A 20,917-nucleotide genomic window follows, 5' to 3' on the forward strand; every position below is an offset into this window, starting at 1 on the left:
CGGGATGCCCGTGTTTTCCACTTCCCGCCGCTGGGCGTTGCTGCATGGGCTGGGGCTGATTAGGACTGGTCAAAACGCACACTTGGGACAGGATCAGCCATGCAATTCACCGAGCAGCACGAGGCTCTCAAGGCCTCGCTCGAATCGTTTATCGAGCGCGAAATCAATCCGCATGTCGATGCGTGGGAGGATGAAGGCATCTTCCCTGCCAAGGAGTTGTTCAAGAAGATGGGCGATGCCGGGTTCCTCGGCATCAACATGCCCGAGGAGTTTGGCGGCGCAGGGCTCGACTATTCCTACGGCCTCGTCTTTGCCGAGACGGTCGGCACGATCAATTGCGGCGCCCTGCCGATGGCGATCGGGGTGCAGACCGACATGGCAACGCCTGCCCTTGCCCGTTTCGGCAATGACGATGTGCGCGAGCGGTTCCTGCGCCCCTCGATCAGCGGCGATTATGTCGCTTGCCTTGGCGTGTCAGAGCCCAGCGCGGGGTCGGACGTCTCGGGCATCCGCACCACGGCGCGCAAGGATGGCGATGATTACATCATCAACGGCACCAAGATGTGGACCACCAACGGCACACAGGCCGACTGGATGTGCCTGCTCGCGATCACCGATCCCGAAGGCGGCGTGCACCACAACAAGTCGCTGATCTGCGTGCCGATGGATACGCCCGGCATCTCGACCGCGCCGCGTTTCAAGAAGCTGGGCATGCATTCCTCCGACACGACGCAGGTGTTTTTCGAGGACGTGCGCGTGCCTCAGGCGAACCTCATCGGCGAGGAAGGCAAAGGTTTCGCCTACCAAATGTCGCAGTTCCAGATCGAACGGTTGTGGGCAGGCGCGGCGGGGCTTCGCAGCATGGAGAACCTGATCGCCGCGACGCGCGAATATGCGGCGGGTCGTAAGCTTTTCGGTCAGAGCGTGATCGATTTCCAGTCGGTCGCTTTCCGACTTGCGGAGCTGGAGACCGAGGTCGAATTGTTGCGCAGCCTTACCTACCGCGCGGCGGAACTGCACATAGCGGGTGAGGACGTGACGCGGCTTGCGACTATGGTGAAGCTGAAGGCCGGGCGACTGAGCCGCGAGGTCTCCGATGCCTGCCTGCAGTACTGGGGCGGCATGGGTTACATGTGGGACTCGCCTGTCGCGCGCTCCTATCGCGATAGCCGGTTGGGCTCGATTGGCGGCGGGGCTGACGAGGTCATGCTGCAAATCCTCTCGCGACAGGCGGGTTCGTGAGCCTTCCCGACGCGACGAACAGGGCAAGACCAGCCTCACTGCTTTGGACATATCGCGCGCTCGGCATTGCGCTTGCCGCTTTGGTCTACGCGCTGCTCGGTTCGGCGGAAATGTCGGGCGATGCTCGCTTTGTCGCCGCCATCGCTACGCTGATGGCGGTCTGGTGGATTTCCGAAGCCGCACCGCTTGCGGTCACATCGCTGCTTCCCATCGTACTTGTCCCTGCTCTGACAGAAAGGACCGTGCGCGAAACGACCAGCGCTTATGCGAACCCGATCGTATTCCTGTTCCTCGGCGGATTTCTGATCGCGATTGCGATGCAGAAATGGGGACTGCACCGACGCATTGCCTTGCTCACAGTCAAACGCGTAGGCGTCTCACCGACCCGCATTGTGCTCGGCATGATGATCGCGACGGCGTTCCTCTCGATGTGGGTGTCTAATACTGCGACGACGCTGATGATGGTGCCAATCGCGATCTCGGTGCTGTCGCTGGTCAGCGCCAACGCTGCGGTCGCAGGAGGCGGAGACGCCGAGGCAGACGCCAACATCGCGACCTTTGGCGTGTGTCTGGTGCTCTCCATCGCATGGTCGTCGAGCATGGGCGGTCTCGCGACGCTCACCGGCAGCACGCCCAACGCCTTTATCGCAGGTTATGCACGCGAGCAGCTCGACATCACCATCGGGTTTGCCGAGTGGATGATGCTCGGCCTGCCGCTGTCGGTCAGCTTCATCGCCATCGGCTGGTTCGTGATGACGCGGTTTCTCTACCGCTTCGACCTTGCTGAGATACCGGGCGGCAAAGAGTTGATTGATCGCGAGGTTGAGGAACTGGGCTCGATGAATGCGGGCGAGCGGCGCGTGGCGTGGGTGTTTGCAAGCGCTGCCTTCCTGTGGATCGTACCCGCCTTGCTCGAACAATTGCCGCTGTCCGAAGGCATGCTCGCAGTGCTTGGCGTCCTTGACGATGCAGTCATCGCTATCGGCGCGGGCGTAGCCCTGTTCCTGCTGCCTGCAAGCCGTCCGGGCGAGATGGTGCTCAACTGGAAGGACGCGGAAGAGGGCCTGCCATGGGGCGTGCTGCTGCTGTTCGGCGGGGGACTGAGCCTTGCCGGAGCGGTCGCGGGAACCGGGCTCGATTCCTGGTTCGGAACTCAAGTCGCCGGGCTCACCACCCTTCCCGCGATCCTGCTGATCGCAAGTGTCACGGCCATCGTGCTGTTCCTGACCGAACTCACCAGCAACACAGCAACATCGGCCACGCTGATTCCCGTTCTGGGAGGCGTGGCGCTTGGTGTCGGGATGGAGCCGATGGGGCTGCTCGTGCCCGCAGCGCTCGCCGCGACCTGCGCGTTCATGCTGCCGGTCGGCACGCCGCCCAATGCCATCGTTTTCGGCACCGGCGCCGTTACCATCGGGGAGATGGCGCGCGGCGGCGTGGTGCTAAACCTGATCGGCATCGCGCTCATCACCGGCTTTGTCTATTGGCTCGGCGGCACAGCGATGGGGCTGGTCTTCAGCTAGAGCGGCGCGCTGATCCGGGGCCAGAGCGCAGGCTCATCCTCAGCCAGCACAGCATGGCCAAGCCGGATCGCCCACTCGCTTTCCGAGCCGAATTCGTCCTGCCATTGCCACAGGCGGCGGGTGTAACGGCCCAGCTTGTATTCGCGGGTGAAGCCCATCGCACCATGCGCCTGATGTGCGCCCGCAGCGACCCGTGCCGCCGCCTGGCCGCAGCGGATCTTGGCAATCGCGATTTCCTCGATCGTGCGCGCGCCGCAATGCGGATCAGCCGCCAGCGCATCGCTCGCGATCTCGACCGCCGCGATGGAAGCAGCGGTTTCGCAGGCGATGTCGGAGAGGTGATGCTGGATCGCCTGAAACTTCGACAAGGGCCTGCCGAACTGCTCGCGCTCGCTCGTATAGGTCAGCGTCAGGTCGAGCACCGCCTGCATCGCCCCCGCCATCTGCGCCGACCGGACAAGCGCGGCGAGTGCATGGAAAGCCTCTGCCGTCAGCCAATTCGGCGCAGCGATGTCCTCCATCGCCTCAATCCGCGAGCCGCGCGGCGCCGCACCGTCCTCCGCGCCTTTCAAGGGCTCCACCTGGCCGGGCGAATGAGGCTCCAACCTCAAGCGCCCATCCTTGAAGACCAGAACTGCATCGCTCTGCGTCGAATGAGCCAGCGGCGCGCCTTCATTGAGCGGATCGGAAATCGCGATGCGATACACCGCAGGCTCGATCCCACAAGCCGACAGGATACCGATTGCGAGCACCGTATCAGCCAAAGGAGCCGCAAGCGCGTGACGCGCGGTGATGCTCGCAACGAACGCGGCATCGCCGAGCGAACCGCCCATTCCGCCATGCTCCTCGTTCGCGCAAAGGAGCGGGTAGCCATTCTCGTAAAGCGTTTGCCACAGGGCGTTCATGTCTTCACCGACCCCGCCCGCATGGTCGATGGCTTCGAGCGGCGCATCGGCAAGGATACGCTCCAGCCCCTCGCCGATCATCTGCAGGTCGCCTGCTTCCATCCCGCCAGCCATCACCGCATTCCCATTTCGCGGGCTATGATGCCACGCAGGATCTCGGTCGTCCCACCGCGCAAGGTGTTGGACGGCAGATGCAGCACCGCGTCTCTCAACAGCGTCCCGAGTTCATCCGGCCACTCTGCCTTTGGGATGCCCGCCAGCACGCCTCGAAGCTTTGCGACAACGTCGTTCTCCAAACGATTGCCCATCTCCTTGACCACGGCGGCAAGAGTCGCAGGCGATTCCCCGCGCTCAAGCAACTCCGCCACACCGAGCGACATACGCCGCAGCACGCGCAGATTCGCAAGGATCGACCCGATCTCGCCAGCTCGGCGATCATCGGCATGACGGGCGATCACCGGCATCGCGGTTTCGAGCACGATCAGCGAGGTCAGAAATCGCTCCGGCCCCGAACGCTCGAGCGCAAGCTCGCCCATGCACTGCGCCCAGCCATTGCCTTCGATCCCGAGCAGGGCGTCCGCAGGCAGTTCGACATCCTCGAACAGCGTCTCGTTAAAGTGAGGCGTCCCGCCAAGATCGCGGATGCCTGAAATGTCGACGCCGGGAAGCGAGAGGTCGACCAGGAATTGCGACAGGCCCACCTGCCGGTTGCGCCCCTCGGCAGGCGACGTGCGCGCGAGCACGATCATGTAATGCGAAAAATGGGCCCCGGTCGACCAGATCTTGCGACCCGACAGCACCCAGCCTGTATCCGTGCGCCTCGCCGCTGTCTTGATCGCTGCGAGGTCCGATCCCGCCTGCGGCTCGCTCATCCCGATGGCGGTAAAGCACTCGCCCGCAGCGATGCGGGGCAGGATATCGTGCTTCTGCTCTTCGCTGCCGTATTGCAGGATATGGCTGCCGGTCTGGCGGTCCGCGATCCAGTGCGCGGCAACCGGCGCGCCCGCTGCGAGCAATTCCTCGGTCACGACGAAGCGGTGCGCCATGGGCCGCGCATGCCCGCCATATTCCTTCGGCCACGTCATGCCGAGCCAGCCATTTGAGCCAAGCTTGCGACTGAATTCCGGGTCCGCTGCCGAGACCCAGCAATCGGCCTGCGGCACGAAGCCACCCGACGCGCGCTCGGCCTCGAGGAAGGTGCGCACCTGTGAGCGTAGCTCGTCGGCCTCAGCGTCGAAAGCGAAACGGGGGAACTGGAACATCAGGCGCAGGCGTAATCGGCAAGCGACTGCGCGTCCAGTGCGGATGGCAGAGCGAATGCCATCGCGGCTTTTCACTCTCGCAATTGTCTGGCAGACATCGAACCATGGCCACGAACGCGACGCTAACACCGATCCCGCAACCTCCCGGCAAGCCGCTGATCGGCAACGCTCTGACGGTGGATGCAAGTCAGCAGATCCAGTCGCTTATGGAGCTTGCGGAAGAGTACGGCCCGATCTTTCAACTCGACATGATGGGCACGCCGATCGTGATCATTTCGGGCGCGGATCTGGTCGCTGAAGTGTGCGACGAGAAGCGCTTCGACAAGTCGGTGCGCGGGCCGCTCAAGCGCTTGCGACTGATCGGCGGCGACGGCCTCTTCACCGGAGACACTGATGCGCCCAACTGGTCAAAAGCGCACAACATCCTGCTCCCTTCCTTCAGCCAGAAGGCGATGGGCAGCTATCTGCCGATGATGACCGATATCGCGACGCAGCTGGTCATGAAGTGGGAGCGGATGAATTCGGACGATGTCATCGACGTGCCCAAGGACATGATCCGCCTGACGCTCGATACAATCGGGGTCTGCGGCTTCGGATATCGGTTCAATTCGTTCTACCGCGAGGACTTCCACCCCTTCATCCGCGCGCTCACCCGTACGCTGGAAACGACCCAGAAGATCCGCGGCATTCCAGGCGAAAAGCTGCTCAAGGGCGACGCCGTCAAACAGCTTCACCGCGATGCGAAATACATGAACAATCTCGTCGATGAGATCATTCGCGAACGCCAGCGCAGCGGTGGCGATGGGCCGGAAGACCTGCTCGATTTCATGCTGTCGGGCCGCGATCCGCTGACAGGAGAGCGGCTGTCGGATGAGAACATCCGTTACCAGATCAACACCTTCCTGATCGCAGGCCACGAGACGACTTCGGGCCTGTTGTCGTTCACGCTCTACTACCTGCTCAAGAACCGCGACGTTCTGACCCGCGCTTATGCCGAGGTCGACACGGTGCTCGGCCGCAACATCGACCAGCCGCCAAGCCTCAAGCAGATCGGCCAGCTGCCTTACATTCGTGCGATCCTGTTCGAGGCCCTGCGCCTGTGGCCGACCGCGCCCGCTTTCGGCCTCGCTCCATTCGAGGACGAGGTGCTGGGCGGCAAATACCTGATCCCCAAGGGCACGTTCACGACCGTCCTGATCCCTTCGCTCCACCGCGACAAATCGGTGTGGGGCGAGAACCCGGAGGTCTTCGATCCGGAGAACTTCACTGCCGAGGCCGAGGCCGCGCGGCCGCCGCATGCCTACAAGCCGTTCGGCAACGGACAGCGCGCTTGCATCGGACGGCAGTTCGCGATCCAGGAATCGATTCTTGTCCTCGCGATGATACTCCAGCGGTTCGAGCTGTTCGACCATTCGGACTACAAGCTCGACATCAAGGAAACGCTCTCGATCAAGCCCGACGAGTTCACGATCAAGGCGCGGATGCGCAAGGACGTGGAGCGCGGCGGCAAAGCGACCGAAGATGCGGAAGAGGCATCAACCGAACCCGCCGAACCCAAGGTTCCCAAGCACGACACGCCGCTGCTGGTCCTTTACGGATCGAACCTGGGATCAAGCGAGAGCTTCGCACGAGAGGTCGCGCAGAAGGGCGAGTTCAGCGGCTTTGAGGTCGAGATGGCTCCGCTCGACGACTATGTCGGCAAACTGCCCGAGGATGGTGCGGTCGCGATTGCATGCGCGTCCTACAATGGCATGCCGCCCGACAACGCCGCGAAATTCATCGACTGGATCGAGGGCAAGGACGGCGCTGCGCCTGACCTTTCGGGCGTTTCCTACATGATGCTTGGTTGCGGCAATTCCGACTGGGCGGCGACCTTTCAGGCTGTACCGCGCCTGATCGATGCGCGAATGGAAGAGCTTGGCGCGAAGCGGATCGTCCCCACTACCGAACTCGACGCGCGCAGCGATGTCGACACGCAGTTCCACACATGGCTCGACGCGCTGATGCCGCAGCTGGGCGAGCATTTCGACCTCGACCTTTCGGGCGAGGCTGCCGGGATCGCAGAGCCGCTCTACAAGGTTGAAGTCACCCAAAGCGTCACCGCCAACACGGTCGCCTCGCGCGTCGGAGCGCATGCCGTCAAGATGGTCGCCAATCGCGAATTGAAGAACACCGACATTGGCGAAGGGCGCTCGACCCGGCATATCGAGGTCGAACTGGCGCAAGGCGAAACCTACCAGCCGGGCGATCACCTTTGCGTCGTACCCGAGAATGACGATGCTGTGGTCGAACGGCTGCTGCGCCGCTTCAATCTTGATGCCGATACTTACGTTCGGATCGAATCGCGCAGTGAAATGCGCGGGCCCTTCCCGAGTGGAAGCACCTTCTCTGTCTACAACCTCGCCAAGACGGCGGGCGAATTGCAGGCGGTCGCAACCCGCAAGGACATTGCCACCCTTGCGCTTTACACCGAGTGCCCAAATTCGAAGCCCGCTCTCGAAAAGCTTGCCCAGCCGCCTCAAGAAGACGGCACGGACCAATACGCGACCGATGTTCTGGCGAAGCGCAAATCGGTGCTCGACCTGCTTGAGGATTACCCCGCCTGCGACCTGCCGCTGGCGGTTTTCCTCGAAATGATCCCGTTCCTGTCGCCGCGCTATTATTCGATTTCGTCCGCCCCCGGAGACACGCCGCAGACCTGTTCGATCACGGTTGGCGTGGTCAAAGGACCGGCGCTTTCGGGCAAGGGCACGTTCAAGGGCACCTGCTCGAATTACCTTGCCGAGCTTGAACCCGGCGCGTCGTTCAACGCCGTGGTGCGCGAGCCGACTGCGAACTTCCGTTTGCCCGATGATCCCAAGGTACCTCTAATCATGGTCGGACCGGGCACAGGCCTTGCGCCGTTCCGCGGCTTCCTGCAGGAGCGCGACGCACTCGCTAGTTCGGGCGAGGAACTCGGACCGGCCCGGCTCTATTTCGGGTGCCGCACTCCGGATGAGGACTTCCTCTATCGCGACGAGCTGGAGGACTATGACAAACGCGGCATCGTGACACTGCGCACCGCCTTCTCTCGCGTCGATGAAGGCAAGTGCTACGTCCAAGACCACATCGCCGACGACGCCGACGCGATCTGGGAAATGCTGGAGGCTGGTGGCCGTATCTATGTCTGTGGAGACGGGGCGCGCATGGAGCCCGATGTGCGAGCGGCTCTCGCCAAGATCCACAGCGATAAGACCGGCTCCACCCCTGCTGAGGCGCAAAGCTGGGTCGGCGATCTGATTACGAACGAACGTTATTCGCTCGACGTGTGGGTCGGGTGAGCCACACGTCAGGTACGAATAGACGCACAACGCTGAAGGCGATTGCCGGTGCGGGGGCGCTGGCGGCGCTCCCCGCAGCTTTGCATGCTCAAACCGCGCCCGGCAGGTTCATCGAATACAGCAACGTGGCGGCACTCGGCCTGCCCGATCAGCGGCTCACCATCTGGCTGCCTCCCGATTACGACGCGGGAACAGGGCGATTCCGCGTGCTCTACATGCACGACGCGCAGAACCTGTTCGATCCGGCGCTGTCGAACTTCAACAAGGTGTGGGCTGCCGACCGCGCGATGCTGAACCATGCCGACGCGCACGGCGAAGACCCCTGGATCATCATCGGCATCTGGTCACCGGGCGAGGATCGCTATCGCCAATACATGCCCAGGTCCGCCTATGATGCAGCTGGACCGGTCCTGCGCGCCAAGATGGACCAGTTCGGGAATGGCAAGCCGATCGTCAGCCGCGAGTATATCGACTGGATCGCCGGCACGCTCAGGCCGTGGGTAAACCGTTCCTTCCGCACCCTAACCGCGCGCGACGACACCGCGATCGTCGGCTCCAGCATGGGCGGACTCATCAGCCTCTACGCTTTTCTCGAATACCCTGCGATCTTCGGACGCGCTGGCTGTGTCAGCACCCACTGGCCCGCCATCGCACCGCAAAGCGTCGATGCGACCGATCCCGAAGTTCTCGACATCTGGCAGAATTTGCTCACCACGCAGCTGGGCGAAACGGACGGGCGGCGGCTTTGGTTCGACCACGGGACTGCCACGCTCGATGCCTTCTACCCACCTTATCAGCGCGCCATCGACACTCTGATGCAAGGCTCAGGCTGGGAGCGAGGGAGTGAGTGGGAAAGCCGCGTCTACCCAGGCGCGGAGCATGAGGAGAACGCCTGGGCAGCGCGGCTTCCCGAAATCTACGACTGGGTGCTCGGTTAGCGAGCGGCTCAGTCGCGTTCCACGAAGCGCACGGCGAGCCCGCCCGATGACGCGAGTTTCGCATCCATCGTGCCGCCGCCGGTGACTTCGATCTCTTCGATCACGAGTGCGTAGGGGTTGGTGTCCCAATGCGCGCCCTCGCCATCGCGATAGACCTGCGCGGTGTAGCTCTTGCCGTCCTCGAGGAAGTCGAGTGGCAGCGTCAGTTCGCGCTCGTCCTCATCGGTGACCGCGCCGAGGAACCACTCGCCGCCTGCACGGCCCTTACGAGCGATCGCGACATATTCGCCCACTTCACCAGCAATCGCGACGCTCTCTTCCCAGTCGGCCTCGACGTCCTTGATGAACTGGAAGGCGCCCATGTTCGCCTCGTAATTCTCAGGCAGGTCTGCTGCCATCTGGAGCGGCGAATAGAGCACCACGTAGAGCGCAAGCTGCTTCGCCAGCGTGGTCTGCGGACGGTTCGAAGCATCGCCGCGCTGCATGTCCTCGCGCACCGGAGGCCGCTCGTTTGGACGCAGGTCAAAGATGCCCGGCGTGTAGTCCATCGGACCGGACAGCATCCGCGTATAGGCGAGAATCGAGATGTGATCGGTCGGATTAGGCGGGCTGCCCCATGCGTTGAACTCCATCCCGCGCGCGCCTTCGCGGGTCATCCAGTTGGGATATGTGCGGCGCAGCCCGGTATCCTTCACCGGCTCGTGCGCGTTGATCGAAATCTGGTGACGAGCCGCCGCTTCGACCGCGCGCAGATGGTGGCCCACCATGAACTGGCTGTCGTGCCACTCATACTGCTTCACGCCGTTCTCGTCGTAGCGCACGATATCGCCCGCATCGGCGACGTAGCCGGTTTTCACCTCGCGCACGCCGTTTTCGGCATAGAGCGCGAAGGCGTCTTCCATCTGCGCTTCGTAATTGGCGACATTGCCGCTGGTTTCGTGGTGGCCGATGATGCGCACGCCCTTGTCGGCGGCGTAGTCAGCCAGCATCGGCAGGTCGAAATCGGGATAGGCCTGCGTGAAGTCGAATAGCTCGCCGTTGTTGAACCAGTCGCCGTCCCAGCCGATGTTCCAGCCTTCGACCAGCACGCCGTTGAAGCCATGCTCGGCCGCAAAGTCGATGTAGCGCATCACGTCTTCGTTGTTCGCGCCGTGAATGCCGTCATTGCCCCAGGTGCGCTCGCGAATATGCATCGCCCACCAGATGCCGATATACTTGCCCGGCTCCACCCATGAGACATCGCCGAGCTTGTTGGGCTCGTTGAGGTTGAGAATGATGTCGGAGTTAATGAGGCCCGCGGCATCGGGCGCGATTTGGATTGTGCGCCAGGGCGACTTGAAAGGCGCCTTGGTATGGACCTTGATCCCGTCAGAGCCTGCACGCAACGCGGCCTCGAAGCTGCCGGGGCGAAGCGCGAGCAGCGACATGGCCGAGTAATCGACCAGCGCGGCCTCGTGGATAGAGATGTGCAGCCCATCGGGCTGACGGAAGGTCACAGGAGTATGCGCATCATCGACGATCGCTGCCTTGCCCTTGCGGTAAATGTATTCGTAGCGGTTGAACTGGCGGCTCGGCGTCCACCAAGTGTCAGCGTCCGGGCCAATCGAGAACTGTGTCAGCTCGTCGGTGATGCGGATATCGCCTGAAAGCGCCTCCTGCTCAGGCAATTCGTAGCGAAACCCAACGCCGGTATCGAAGACGCGGAAGCGGACGACCATCGAGCGTTCCGGTCCTTCTGATGCGCCAAAGGTCACGGCCAGTTCGTTGTGATGGTCGCGCACGTAGCGGCGCTCTCCCCACGGTTGCTCCCAGGTTTCATCCTGCGAAGCGCGGACCGAAGCAATGATGGTCAGATCGTCTTCAAACCCATGATGGTCTTCGAAAAGCAGGCCAAGACGCGAAGTGTCGACAGCCTGTTCGCCGTCATGTGTGATGCGATAGCTCGCATGACCGCCGTCGTCGCTGATGCTGACGGTGATTCGACCATCGGGCGACGCGACCGTCAGCGTCTCCGCACTGGCAGGCATGGCCGCCCCGAAAGCGAGCCCCGCAATAGCGGCAAGTTTGATCCCCAAACGCATTATCGACCTCTCCCTGGCAAGGCTTGATCTGCCCGCTTCGCGAGCTTTTGCAAATTTTTGCAATTCATTGCCTCTCTAAAGCGACAATAACATGGAATTCCCCCTTCCCTGCAAATCATTTTTATGCAAAATTTTGCAATGGGCGGCGAAGTATCGCTCAATGGGGAGAGGGATAGAGATGGTTTACCGGCACGCATTTGCGTTCGCCAGCGTTCTTGCCTTGACGGCGGGGCTTGCAGCTTGCGGCGGAGGCGGTTCGTCAAGCGGGAACAGCGCCGGGCCGACCGGTGGCGGAGGTACGCCGACCCCTACCCCTTCGATCGCGAGCGCGACTCTGCCAGCGGGGCCGATTACGACATTCGCAAACAGTACCGCTTTGGCAGGGATCGACCATTCGTTTGGCTTTTCCGAGGGCCTCAACCCGATGGTCGCGCAGTTCGCGGGCGGAGCGGCAGCGGGCGATATCGACAATGACGGAGATATCGACGTGTTCGTCGCGCGCGGCGACCTGCAACCAAACCTGCTTTACGTGAACCAGGGCGGCTCCTTCATCGAAAGCGCCGGGGTGGCTGGCCTCGACTTCACCATCGGCCCTTCCACCAATGGCAGGCACAGCGGGCCAACCTTTGGCGACCTTGATGGTGACGGCGATCTCGACTTGCTACTGGGAGGGCTCGAAGGCGGTCCGATGAAGCTCTTCGCCAACGATGGCACCGGGCGCTTTACCGACGTGACCGCGGCATCGGGCTTTGATCGTGCACAGGCCGACCAGACGATCTCGATGGCACTTGGCGACTATGACGCTGATGGCGATCTCGATGTTCTGATGGCGCATTGGGGCACGCCGCGCGATCCGGCGATACCGGGCGAGACTGAGACTTTGTGGCGCAATGACAGCCAGCCGGGCGCCTTTGCCTTTACTCCGGTGAGCGCGACCACAGGCATTGCAAACCTGCTTGCCTTTGACTTGCCGCAAGGGGTGCTCGGGGCGAATTTCGACTACACCTTCGCCCCCGGATTTGCCGATATCGATGGCGACCGTGACCTCGACATCCTGATGGTGTCGGACTTTCGCGGGTCGAAGGTGCTGCTCAACAACGGCAACGGGACGTTCAGCGCCTCCACCTTCACGCCCGACGATGAAAACGGCATGGGCGCTGCGATCGGCGACTTCGACAATGATGGGGACTTCGACTGGTTCGTCTCCTCGATCAACGGCAACCGCCTGTTCGAGAATCTTGGTGGTGGAAGCTTCCTGCGCAACTCCGCCTCTGGCGTTGAGCCGGGCGGATGGGGCTGGGGCTCTTGCTTTGCCGATTTCAACGCCGATGGCTGGCTCGACATCTACCAGACCAATGGCTGGGAAGCGGGCAAGGATCCGTCCGCCTCGCTTTACGTCAACGACGTCACTCGCCTCTGGATGAATGGAGGAGACGGAACCTTCGCCGATGCGGCGGAAGGATCTGCGATTGCCGAAACCGACCAAGGGCGCGGCGTCGTGTGCGACGATTTCGACAATGACGGCGACGTCGATGCGCTGCTGCTGACCGCGGAGCCGACCGGCGCTGCGTACTACTGGGAGAACCAGCTGGCGAACGCCAACTCGGTAAAAGTGCGGCTGCGCGGGCGTGCTCCCAACACCTTCGCCGTGGGAGCGATCGTGCAACTGACGATTGCCGATACTGTTCAGACCCGCATGGTCTCGGTGAACAGCAACTTCATTTCGCACAATTCGACCGACCAGATCTTCGGCATGGGCCCGAATACGAGCGGCGGCCTGCGCATCATCTGGCCCGATGGGACAGAGACGATCGAGCCGAATGTTTCAGCAGGCCAAACGCTGGTGATCGAACAGCCCTAGTTGGCGGTGTAAATCCGGTAATCCCAAGCGCCGAGGGTCAACGCCGTATCAGCTCCGAATTCGCTACCCTCGCCTGACAGCGCGTTGGCGAAGCTGCCGTGATGCCGGGCGAAGTCGAATGTCACGGTGTGCTCGCGCGGGGAGAGGTTGAAGACGCCGAAGACGCGGGCATCACCCTCGCCCCTGACGAAAGCGAAGACATCTTCGTCGACGCTGGTCGGAATGTCGATCATAGGCGCACCGCTCGCGCCATTCCACAAAGCGCGTTCCTCTGTCTTGAGCGCAATCAGTTGGCGGAAAAGCGGGTCATATTCGCCGACCTTCCACTCGATCTCGTCCTTCTCGAAAAAGGCGAGCTGGCGGTCGAGATCGGCTTCCTGGCCGTTGTATATCAGCGGGATGCCGTGCGAAGTGAAGCTGAGCGCGATTGCGGTCTCGTAAGCCGGGCCGTAGATTTCCGAGGCAACGCCGTCCCACGAATTCTGGTCGTGGTTGTCGGTGTAGGTCATGCGCATCGCGGCATGCGGCCAGGTGACCTTCTGGCCTGCGAAATAGCCGCGCATGGCATTGGCATCAGCCTCGCCCTTGGCGATATCCTGCATGACCTCCTTCCAGCCCCAGGCGTAGGTCGCATCGAAGGCGCTACGGTGCAGGTCGCGGGTTTCCCATTCCGCGAGCATGAAAACCGGCTTGATCGCGTCGAGCTCAGCGCGGGCGGTCTCCCAGAAGTCGGTCGGTACATAGCCAGCGACATCGGCGCGGTATCCGTCGACGCCGAACTCGCGCACCCAATAGGCAAGGCTTCCGGTCATGTATTCGCGAAGGCCGGGGTTCGAGAAGTCGAAGTCGACGACGTCGGACCAGTCGGTCCCTTCGGGCGGCATCATCTCGCCTTCGGGCGTGCGAGTGTACCATTCGGGATTGCTCTGGGTGAGCGGATTATCCCAAGCCGAATGGTTCGCAACCCAGTCGAGAATGACCTTGAGGCCTTGTTCGTGCGCGGCATCGACGAAGGCGCGGAATTCTTGTTCTGTGCCAAGGTCCGGATTGACCGCGCGATAGTCGAGAACCGAGTAGGGGCTTCCCATCCCGCCCTTGCGCTTCTCCTCGCCAATCGGATGGATCGGCATCAGCCAGACGATATCGACGCCCATCTCGGCGAGGCGTGGCAGGTGCTCTTGGGCGGCGGTGAAAGTCCCTTCCTCGGTGAACTGGCGCGTGTTCATCTGGTAGATGACTGCGTCCGCCGCCCATTCGGGCGCCTCGACCTGAACGTAAGGCTGCGGCTCGTAAGAAGTCGCCGTTTCCGACCCTATTGCTGCATCGCAAGCAGTCAGCACCAGCGCGGCGGTCAGCGTCAATCCGATACGCAGCATCACGATGCCTCCTTCAGCTGAGCCTGCCGCTCAAGGATCGCGCTAGTCCCGTCGGTAACGAAGAATGTGGCGACCGCTGCGAGCGCGAAGGAGACCGCCGAAATCATCATCGCGTAGATCGGTGCGCCATCGAAGAACGTCGTCAGCAGGAAGCCGAGCAGCGTCGCGGCGATCAGCTGCGGCACGACGATGAAGATGTTAAAGATGCCCATGTAGATGCCCATCTTCTTCGCCGGAACCGACCCTGCAAGGATCGCGTAAGGCAGCGACACGATCGAGGCCCAGGCGATCCCGACAGCGACCATCGGAAGCCACAACAGCCCCGGGTCGCGGATCAGCAGCATCGAGGCAAAACCCACTGCGCCGATTGTAAGGTTGAGAGCATGCAGGCGGCAGCGATCCATCTTGGCAGCGATGATGATGAAGCCGAGCGCGGCTGCGGCGGCAATTCCGTTACGTACCGAGCCAAGCAGGCTCCACCAGTCGGCCGCGTCCTGATATCCTTGAGTCACCGGATCGGGCGAGGCGAAGTGGTACTCGGCAACCGCGGGCGTTCCGTAAATCCACATCGAGAACATCGCGAACCAGCTGAAGAACTGTACGACCGCCAGTTGGCGCATAGTCTTTGGCATGGCGAACAGGTCGTTCACGACTTCCATGAAGCCGTTGTCGTCGCGCCCGCTCTTGCGAAGGAAGGATGCGATGAACTGGATCACGCCGAACGCCGCAATCAGGCCGGCAAGCACGTAAAGCTCCTGCGCGATCTCGAGATCGCCGAGCCATGCCGGGCGCGGGTCGGTGCGTGCTGCCATCACGAGAGCGGCGAATGCGATGCCGATGATGATCCAGAGGAGGCCTCCGCGCTGAAACTTCGCGGCGCTGCGGCGGGTGGTTGAGGCATCGCGCGGCGTGACGCCCAGAGCCATATGCCGCGCAGCCTCGAACCCAGCGAGTTGTTCGGGGCTGTATTCGTTGGTCTTGAAAACTGTCCAGCAGACGGCCGCAAACAGCGCCGCGCCGCCGATATAAAATGCCCACTGCACCGTCTCGGGAATTTGCCCTTCCGGCGCGACGTTGCTCAGCCCCATCCAGTTGGTCATCACCCAAGGCAGCGCGCCCGCGATCACCGCGCCCACACCGATGAAGAAACTCTGCATCGCATAGCCACGCGTTCGCTGGCGGTCGGGCAGGTTGTCGCCGACAAAGGCGCGGAATGGCTCCATCGTGATGTTGAGCGAGGCGTCCATGATCCACAGCATCCCCGCCGCAATCCAGAGCGTTGGCGAGTTGGGCATGATGAACAAGGCCAGCGTCGCCAGCAACGCGCCGACGAGGAAGTAGGGGCGACGACGCCCGAACCGGCCCCAGGTGTTGTCGGAAAGGTGCCCGATGACCGGCTGCACGATCAGCCCGGTCATCGGCGCTGCAATCCACAGGATCGCCAGCTCGTTCACCTCCGCGCCGAGCGTCTGGAAGATGCGGCTGACATTGCCGTTCTGAAGGTCGAAGCCGATCTGGATACCCAGGAAGCCAAAGCTCATGTTCCAAATCTGGCCTGCATTCATTGCCGGCTTGCGTGCAGAGCCGGTGGCCGCTGCCTGATTCATCGCTAGTATCCCTCTCCTGCGCCCGCCCATGCTTAGCACACGGTGCCTTTGCGCCTCCCGGTTGGAACATTGCATATACCAACCTTCGAACGCGCAGTGTGGCGCTTATGCAAAAATTTGCAAGAATCTTTGGCGAAGATGTGAGGAAAGTCGCCGTTAGGGCAGGCCTATACCCACTATCCCATTGATTTACCGAATTAAACAAGCACTCGCTTGTCTCTGTCCGAATTTTCACAAACAATTGCAAATTGTCGCTTCTGGTGGCAATCAGAGTTTGGGAGGACTTCATGAGCAAACGAATCTGGCTGTCATGCCTTGCAGCTTTGTCGCTTAGCGCGGGCAGTGCCTGGGCAATGACCGAGGCACCGGCAAGCGAATCGAGTTTTCGAGACCGCCTGCCTGAAGATGAAGTTGTGTATTTCGTCCTCCCGGATCGTTTTGCCAATGGCGATGCTTCGAACGATCGCGGCGGTCTGACCGGAACCGCGCTCGATCATGGCTACGACCCGACTCACAAGGGTTTTTACCACGGCGGCGATCTTGCCGGCCTGACCGCGCGGCTCGACTATCTTGAAGGTATGGGCGTGACCGCGATCTGGTTTGCGCCGATCTTCAAGAACAAGCCGGTGCAGGGCCCGGAAGGCCAGGAAAGCGCAGGCTACCACGGCTACTGGGTGACCGACTTCACCAGCATAGATCCGCATTTCGGCACCAATGAAGAATTCAAGGCCTTCGTCGACGCAGCGCATGCGCGAGGGATGAAGGTCTATATGGACATCATCACCAACCACACCGCCGACGTGATCCAATACGCGGAAGGCTACGACTATCGCAGCCTCGCCGACTATCCCTACACGCGCCGCGGCGGCGTCGATAGCGAGCCGATCAACGAGGGCTTCCTGGGCGACGATGTCCAGACGGCGGAGAACTTCGCCAAGCTGACCTCGCCCGATTATGCCAACGTGCCGTTCGTGCCCGGGGCCGAGCGCGATGCAAAAGTGCCCGCCTGGCTCAACGATCCGATCTACTATCACAACCGCGGCAGCACGACTTTCAGCGGTGAGAGCAGCCGCTATGGCGATTTTGCCGGGCTCGACGATCTCTACACCGAGCATCCGCGCGTGCTCGAAGGGATGATCGACATCTACGCCAGCTGGATCACCCGCTTCGGCATCGACGGCTTCCGCATCGACACGGCCAAGCACGTGAACCCCGAATTCTGGCAATCCTTCGTGCCCGCCATGCTTGAGACCGCTGAGGCCGAAGGCATTCCGAATTTCCTGATCTTCGGCGAGGTCTATTCGGCAAGCCCCAACAGCGGATATCTTGCCCAGTTCACCCGTCGCGACGGCTTTCCCGCCGTGCTCGACTTCGCGTTCCAGGCCTCGATGCAGGAAGCGATCAGTCGCGGCGCGCCCACAACTGTCATCGTCGACATGTTCGATGGCGACGTGAATTACGAAGGCGGCGAGGAAGCGGCGCGGGCCATGCCGACCTTCCTCGGCAATCATGATATGGGCCGTTTCTCGACCCTCATCAAAGCCGACAATCCCGATATCTCGCAGGACGAATTGCTCTCACGGGTAAAGCTTGGCCACGCCATGCTGATGACGCTGCGCGGCAATCCGGTGATCTATTACGGCGATGAGCAGGGCTTCGTCGGCGATGGCAACGACCAGGCCGCGCGAGAGGACATGTTCCCCAGTGTGACCGACAGCTACAATGACAACGCGCTTATCGGCACCGATGCGACGACGGCGGACGAGAACTTCGACACAGCCCATCCGCTCTACGTGCTGGTTCGCGAATTCGCAAAGGTGCGCGCCAATCACGCGGCCTTGCGGCGCGGCAAGCAGGTCACGCGAACCTACAACGACACCGGCCCCGGCCTCATCAGCTTCTCGCGCTTCGATCCGGAGACTGGCGACGAATATCTGCTCGCCTTCAATACCAGCAGCGAGGCGTTGAGCGTCGCATCCACGATCGGCTATACCGCGCGCAAGCTTGAAACGCTTGGTGGCTCGTGCCCCGCCGAAGTTTCGGCGCCGGGCAGCGTTGCCCTCGAATTAAGGCCATACGGGTGGTGCATCGCCCGTGTATCCGAGACTTCTCAATGAGTGAAATGACCGAAATGACCAGCCGAATGGTGACCAGCGCTGCCGAATGGTGGCGCGGCGCCGTCATATACCAGATCTATCCGCGCAGTTTCCGCGACACCAATGCCGACGGGGTCGGCGACCTTCGCGGTGTGGTCGAGGGACTCGATTACATCGCTTCGCTGGGCGTCGACGGCATCTGGATCTCGCCGTTCTTCACCTCGCCGATGAAGGATTTCGGTTACGATGTTTCCGATTATTGCGGGATCGATCCGAGCTTCGGCACCTTCGAAGACTTCGACGCAGTGATCGCCAAGGCGCATGAGCTTGGGCTCAAGGTGATCATCGACCAGGTCTATTCGCACACGTCTGACGAACACGCCTGGTTCCAGGAAAGCCGCCGCGATCGCGATAACCCCAAGGCGGACTGGTATGTCTGGGCCGACCCGAAGCCCGATGGCTCACCGCCATCGAACTGGCAGTCGGTGTTCGGTGGTTCCTCGTGGCAGTGGGACGGGCCACGCCGGCAGTATTACCTGCACAATTTCCTCACCAGCCAGCCCGATCTCAATGTCCACAACCCGGACGTGCAGAACGCGCTGCTCGACGTCGCGCGGTTCTGGCTCGATCGCGGAGTCGATGGCTTCCGGCTCGATGCGCTCAACTTCTCGATGCACGATCCCGAGCTGCGCGACAATCCGCCCTCTGGCGTGCCGATGAGCCAGGTTACGCGGCCGTTCGACATGCAGATCAAGCGTTTCAATCAGAGCCATGCGGACATCCCGGCATTCCTCGAGCGCATTCGCGCAACTATCGACGAATTCCCCGGCCGCTTCACCGTGGCCGAAGTGGGCGGTCCTGAACCGCTTGAAGAGATGAAGGCGTTCACCGATGGCGGAAAACGGCTCGATTCTGCTTACAATTTCGACTTCCTCTACGCGCCCGACCTGACAGCGGAGCGGGTGCGAAGCTCGCTTTCGAACTGGGACCAGACGCCGGGCGAAGGCTGGCCCTCCTGGGCTTTCTCGAACCACGACGCGCCTCGCGCGACCACGCGCTGGGCGGGCGATGACGATTTCGAAAAGATCGCTCGGCTGAGCATGCTCCTGCTTCTGTCGCTGCGCGGCAATCCGATCATCTATCAGGGCGAAGAACTGGGTCTGCCCCAAGGCCACGTCGCCTTTGCCGACCTTCAGGACCCCGAAGCGATCACCAACTGGCCACACACGCTGGGCCGCGATGGTGCGCGCACGCCCATGCCATGGTCTGCCGAAGCGCCGCAGGCTGGCTTTTCGCAGGCTAACCGCACTTGGCTCAAGGTCGACCCCGATCACGCCGCACGCGCAATTGATCGCCAGTCGGCAGAGCCCGGAGCAGTGCTGAACTACACGCGCAAGCTCCTCTCAGTCCGCAGCGACAATCCAGCGCTCGTAAATGGGTCAAGCGAGTTGCTCGACACGCCCGAAGGCATTATCGCCTTCATCCGTCATGGCGTGGAAAGCGAGGTGCTTTGCGCCTTCAATCTTGGCCATACAGCAATCGACTGGACGCCCCCTCAGCGCTTCCAGTCAGCCACAACTATCGCAAGCGAAGCGGTGGCTGAAGCGCGCGAAGGCGTGCTAACGACAATGGCGCCGCGAACGGGATATTGGGCGGCTATCGGGGGAAAGTAGACGATGGGCTCGGCCGGTCTGAAATCTAGGAAGAACGCGCGCCTCGAAGATATTGCGCGCCAGGCGGGCGTATCGATCTCGACCGTCAGCCGCGCTCTCAACGACAGCCCAGCGGTCAAGCGCCGAACCAAACAGGAAATCTGGAAGATCGCGCGCGAGCACGATTACGATTTCCGCACCAATATGCCCAATGGACCGGTGGGGGCAGAGGCCACCATCGCCGTCATCGTCCCTGCCCCTCAAGCGCGTGAGACGCGGGTTGCCGACCCGTTCTTCCTCGAGCTTCTCGCAGGGATCGCCGAGGCCGCGCGCGAGCGGAACGCAGACCTGGTCATCAGCCACGTCTTCCCGCGCTCAGCTGAAGACCTCGAGTTCGCGATGACCACCAGCCGTGCGACCGGCATGATCTTCATCGGGCAGAGCTCGCTGCATCATGCCTTCAACACCTTGTCCGACACCAATGACCGTTTCGTTGTCTGGGGTGCGGAGTTTGGCGATGCGCGCTATTGCACCGTCGGGTCGGACAATGTCGCAGGCGGGAAGCGAGCAACCTCACACCTGTTGCGGCTTGGCCGAAAGCGCGTGCTGTTCCTTGGCGACACCGAAGCGCCCGAAGCAGAGCAGCGCCATCGCGGCTATCGTATCGCTCACACTGAGGCTGGGGTGCCGCTTGACGACAGCCTTGCCCTGCCAGCTCACTTCGATGTCCATTCGGGCGAAGCTACCACGCGCGCCGCTATCGAGCGTGGGATTGAGTTTGACGCCGTGTTCGCAGCCAGTGACCTTATCGCCATCGGCGCGATCCGAGCGCTCACCAAGTCGGGCCGATCGGTCCCCAGCGATGTCTCGGTCGTCGGCTACGACAACATTCCGGCTGCGCGGCTTGTCACTCCGCGTCTTACAACCATCGACCAGGACACCAACCTTGCAGGCCGGATGCTGGTTTCCAAGCTGATCGACACGCAAGGTGCGCAAGCCGCCTCGGAGCGGCTTGAGACGAGCCTCCTGATCCGGGAGAGTTGCGGCGGCTGAC

Annotated in this window: 13 protein-coding genes; 8 read left to right on the forward strand and 5 right to left on the reverse strand. The window is 62.0% G+C overall.

The features are described from left to right. Window positions 1-99: 99 nt before the first annotated feature. A complete protein-coding gene (locus tag NAP1_RS09415; RefSeq protein ID WP_007165052.1) occupies window positions 100-1,242 on the forward strand; it encodes an acyl-CoA dehydrogenase family protein in 1,143 nt (380 codons plus the stop codon). Then, window positions 1,239-2,765 (forward strand): DASS family sodium-coupled anion symporter, encoded by a 1,527-nt coding sequence (locus NAP1_RS09420; RefSeq protein WP_007165053.1) that lies wholly within the window; start codon window positions 1,239-1,241, stop codon window positions 2,763-2,765. Before NAP1_RS09415 ends, NAP1_RS09420 begins: the two co-directional genes overlap by 4 nt. On the opposite strand, the gene NAP1_RS09425 is transcribed toward NAP1_RS09420, so the two are convergent. Beyond that, window positions 2,762-3,784, reverse strand: a complete 1,023-nt coding sequence (locus tag NAP1_RS09425) for an acyl-CoA dehydrogenase family protein (protein WP_007165054.1) — start codon at window positions 3,782-3,784, stop codon at window positions 2,762-2,764. The genes NAP1_RS09420 and NAP1_RS09425 overlap by 4 nt on opposite strands. Next, a complete protein-coding gene (locus tag NAP1_RS09430; protein WP_206740588.1) occupies window positions 3,784-5,007 on the reverse strand; it encodes an acyl-CoA dehydrogenase family protein in 1,224 nt (407 codons plus the stop codon). The genes NAP1_RS09425 and NAP1_RS09430 overlap by 1 nt, the downstream gene beginning before the upstream one ends. Before the next feature lie 29 nt (window positions 5,008-5,036). On the opposite strand from NAP1_RS09430, the gene NAP1_RS09435 reads away from it, so the two are divergent. Both NAP1_RS09435 and NAP1_RS09440 read left to right on the forward strand, forming a co-directional pair. Next, window positions 5,037-8,252 carry a bifunctional cytochrome P450/NADPH--P450 reductase gene (locus tag NAP1_RS09435; protein WP_007165056.1) on the forward strand — a complete coding sequence of 1,072 codons (3,216 nt, stop codon included), beginning with the start codon at window positions 5,037-5,039 and terminating at the stop codon, window positions 8,250-8,252. A 125-nt stretch (window positions 8,253-8,377) separates the two neighbouring features. Then, window positions 8,378-9,190, forward strand: a complete 813-nt coding sequence (locus NAP1_RS09440; protein ID WP_241761205.1) for an alpha/beta hydrolase — start codon at window positions 8,378-8,380, stop codon at window positions 9,188-9,190. Window positions 9,191-9,198: 8 nt separating this feature from the next. Here NAP1_RS09440 and NAP1_RS09445 read toward each other — a convergent pair whose 3' ends face one another. Next, window positions 9,199-11,271 carry a glycoside hydrolase family 97 protein gene (locus tag NAP1_RS09445; protein ID WP_007165058.1) on the reverse strand — a complete coding sequence of 691 codons (2,073 nt, stop codon included), beginning with the start codon at window positions 11,269-11,271 and terminating at the stop codon, window positions 9,199-9,201. Window positions 11,272-11,449: 178 nt separating this feature from the next. Here NAP1_RS09445 and NAP1_RS09450 point away from each other — a divergent pair, with 178 nt between their 5' ends. Next, the gene (locus NAP1_RS09450; RefSeq protein ID WP_007165059.1) at window positions 11,450-13,132 is read left to right on the forward strand and encodes a CRTAC1 family protein; all 1,683 of its coding nucleotides are present in this window, start codon (window positions 11,450-11,452) and stop codon (window positions 13,130-13,132) included. On the opposite strand, the gene NAP1_RS09455 is transcribed toward NAP1_RS09450, so the two are convergent. Continuing rightward, window positions 13,129-14,508 carry an alpha-amylase family glycosyl hydrolase gene (locus tag NAP1_RS09455; RefSeq protein ID WP_007165060.1) on the reverse strand — a complete coding sequence of 460 codons (1,380 nt, stop codon included), beginning with the start codon at window positions 14,506-14,508 and terminating at the stop codon, window positions 13,129-13,131. The two genes, NAP1_RS09450 and NAP1_RS09455, sit on opposite strands and share 4 nt — an antisense overlap. Beyond that, window positions 14,508-16,115 (reverse strand): MFS transporter, encoded by a 1,608-nt coding sequence (locus NAP1_RS09460; protein ID WP_007165061.1) that lies wholly within the window; start codon window positions 16,113-16,115, stop codon window positions 14,508-14,510. Before NAP1_RS09460 ends, NAP1_RS09455 begins: the two co-directional genes overlap by 1 nt. Before the next feature lie 353 nt (window positions 16,116-16,468). Here NAP1_RS09460 and NAP1_RS09465 point away from each other — a divergent pair, with 353 nt between their 5' ends. The 3 genes from NAP1_RS09465 to NAP1_RS09475 are packed head-to-tail and all read left to right on the forward strand — an operon-like array spanning window position 16,469 to window position 20,916. Beyond that, window positions 16,469-18,232: an alpha-amylase family glycosyl hydrolase gene (locus NAP1_RS09465; protein WP_007165062.1), complete on the forward strand. Its 1,764-nt coding sequence runs from the start codon at window positions 16,469-16,471 to the stop codon at window positions 18,230-18,232. Continuing rightward, window positions 18,229-19,884 (forward strand): alpha-amylase family glycosyl hydrolase, encoded by a 1,656-nt coding sequence (locus NAP1_RS09470; RefSeq protein WP_007165063.1) that lies wholly within the window; start codon window positions 18,229-18,231, stop codon window positions 19,882-19,884. The genes NAP1_RS09465 and NAP1_RS09470 overlap by 4 nt, the downstream gene beginning before the upstream one ends. A 3-nt stretch (window positions 19,885-19,887) precedes the next feature. Beyond that, window positions 19,888-20,916: a LacI family DNA-binding transcriptional regulator gene (locus NAP1_RS09475; RefSeq protein WP_007165064.1), complete on the forward strand. Its 1,029-nt coding sequence runs from the start codon at window positions 19,888-19,890 to the stop codon at window positions 20,914-20,916. Window position 20,917: the final 1 nt, after the last annotated feature.

The organism is Erythrobacter sp. NAP1 (assembly GCF_000152865.1).
Taxonomy (GTDB): Bacteria; Pseudomonadota; Alphaproteobacteria; order Sphingomonadales; family Sphingomonadaceae; genus Erythrobacter.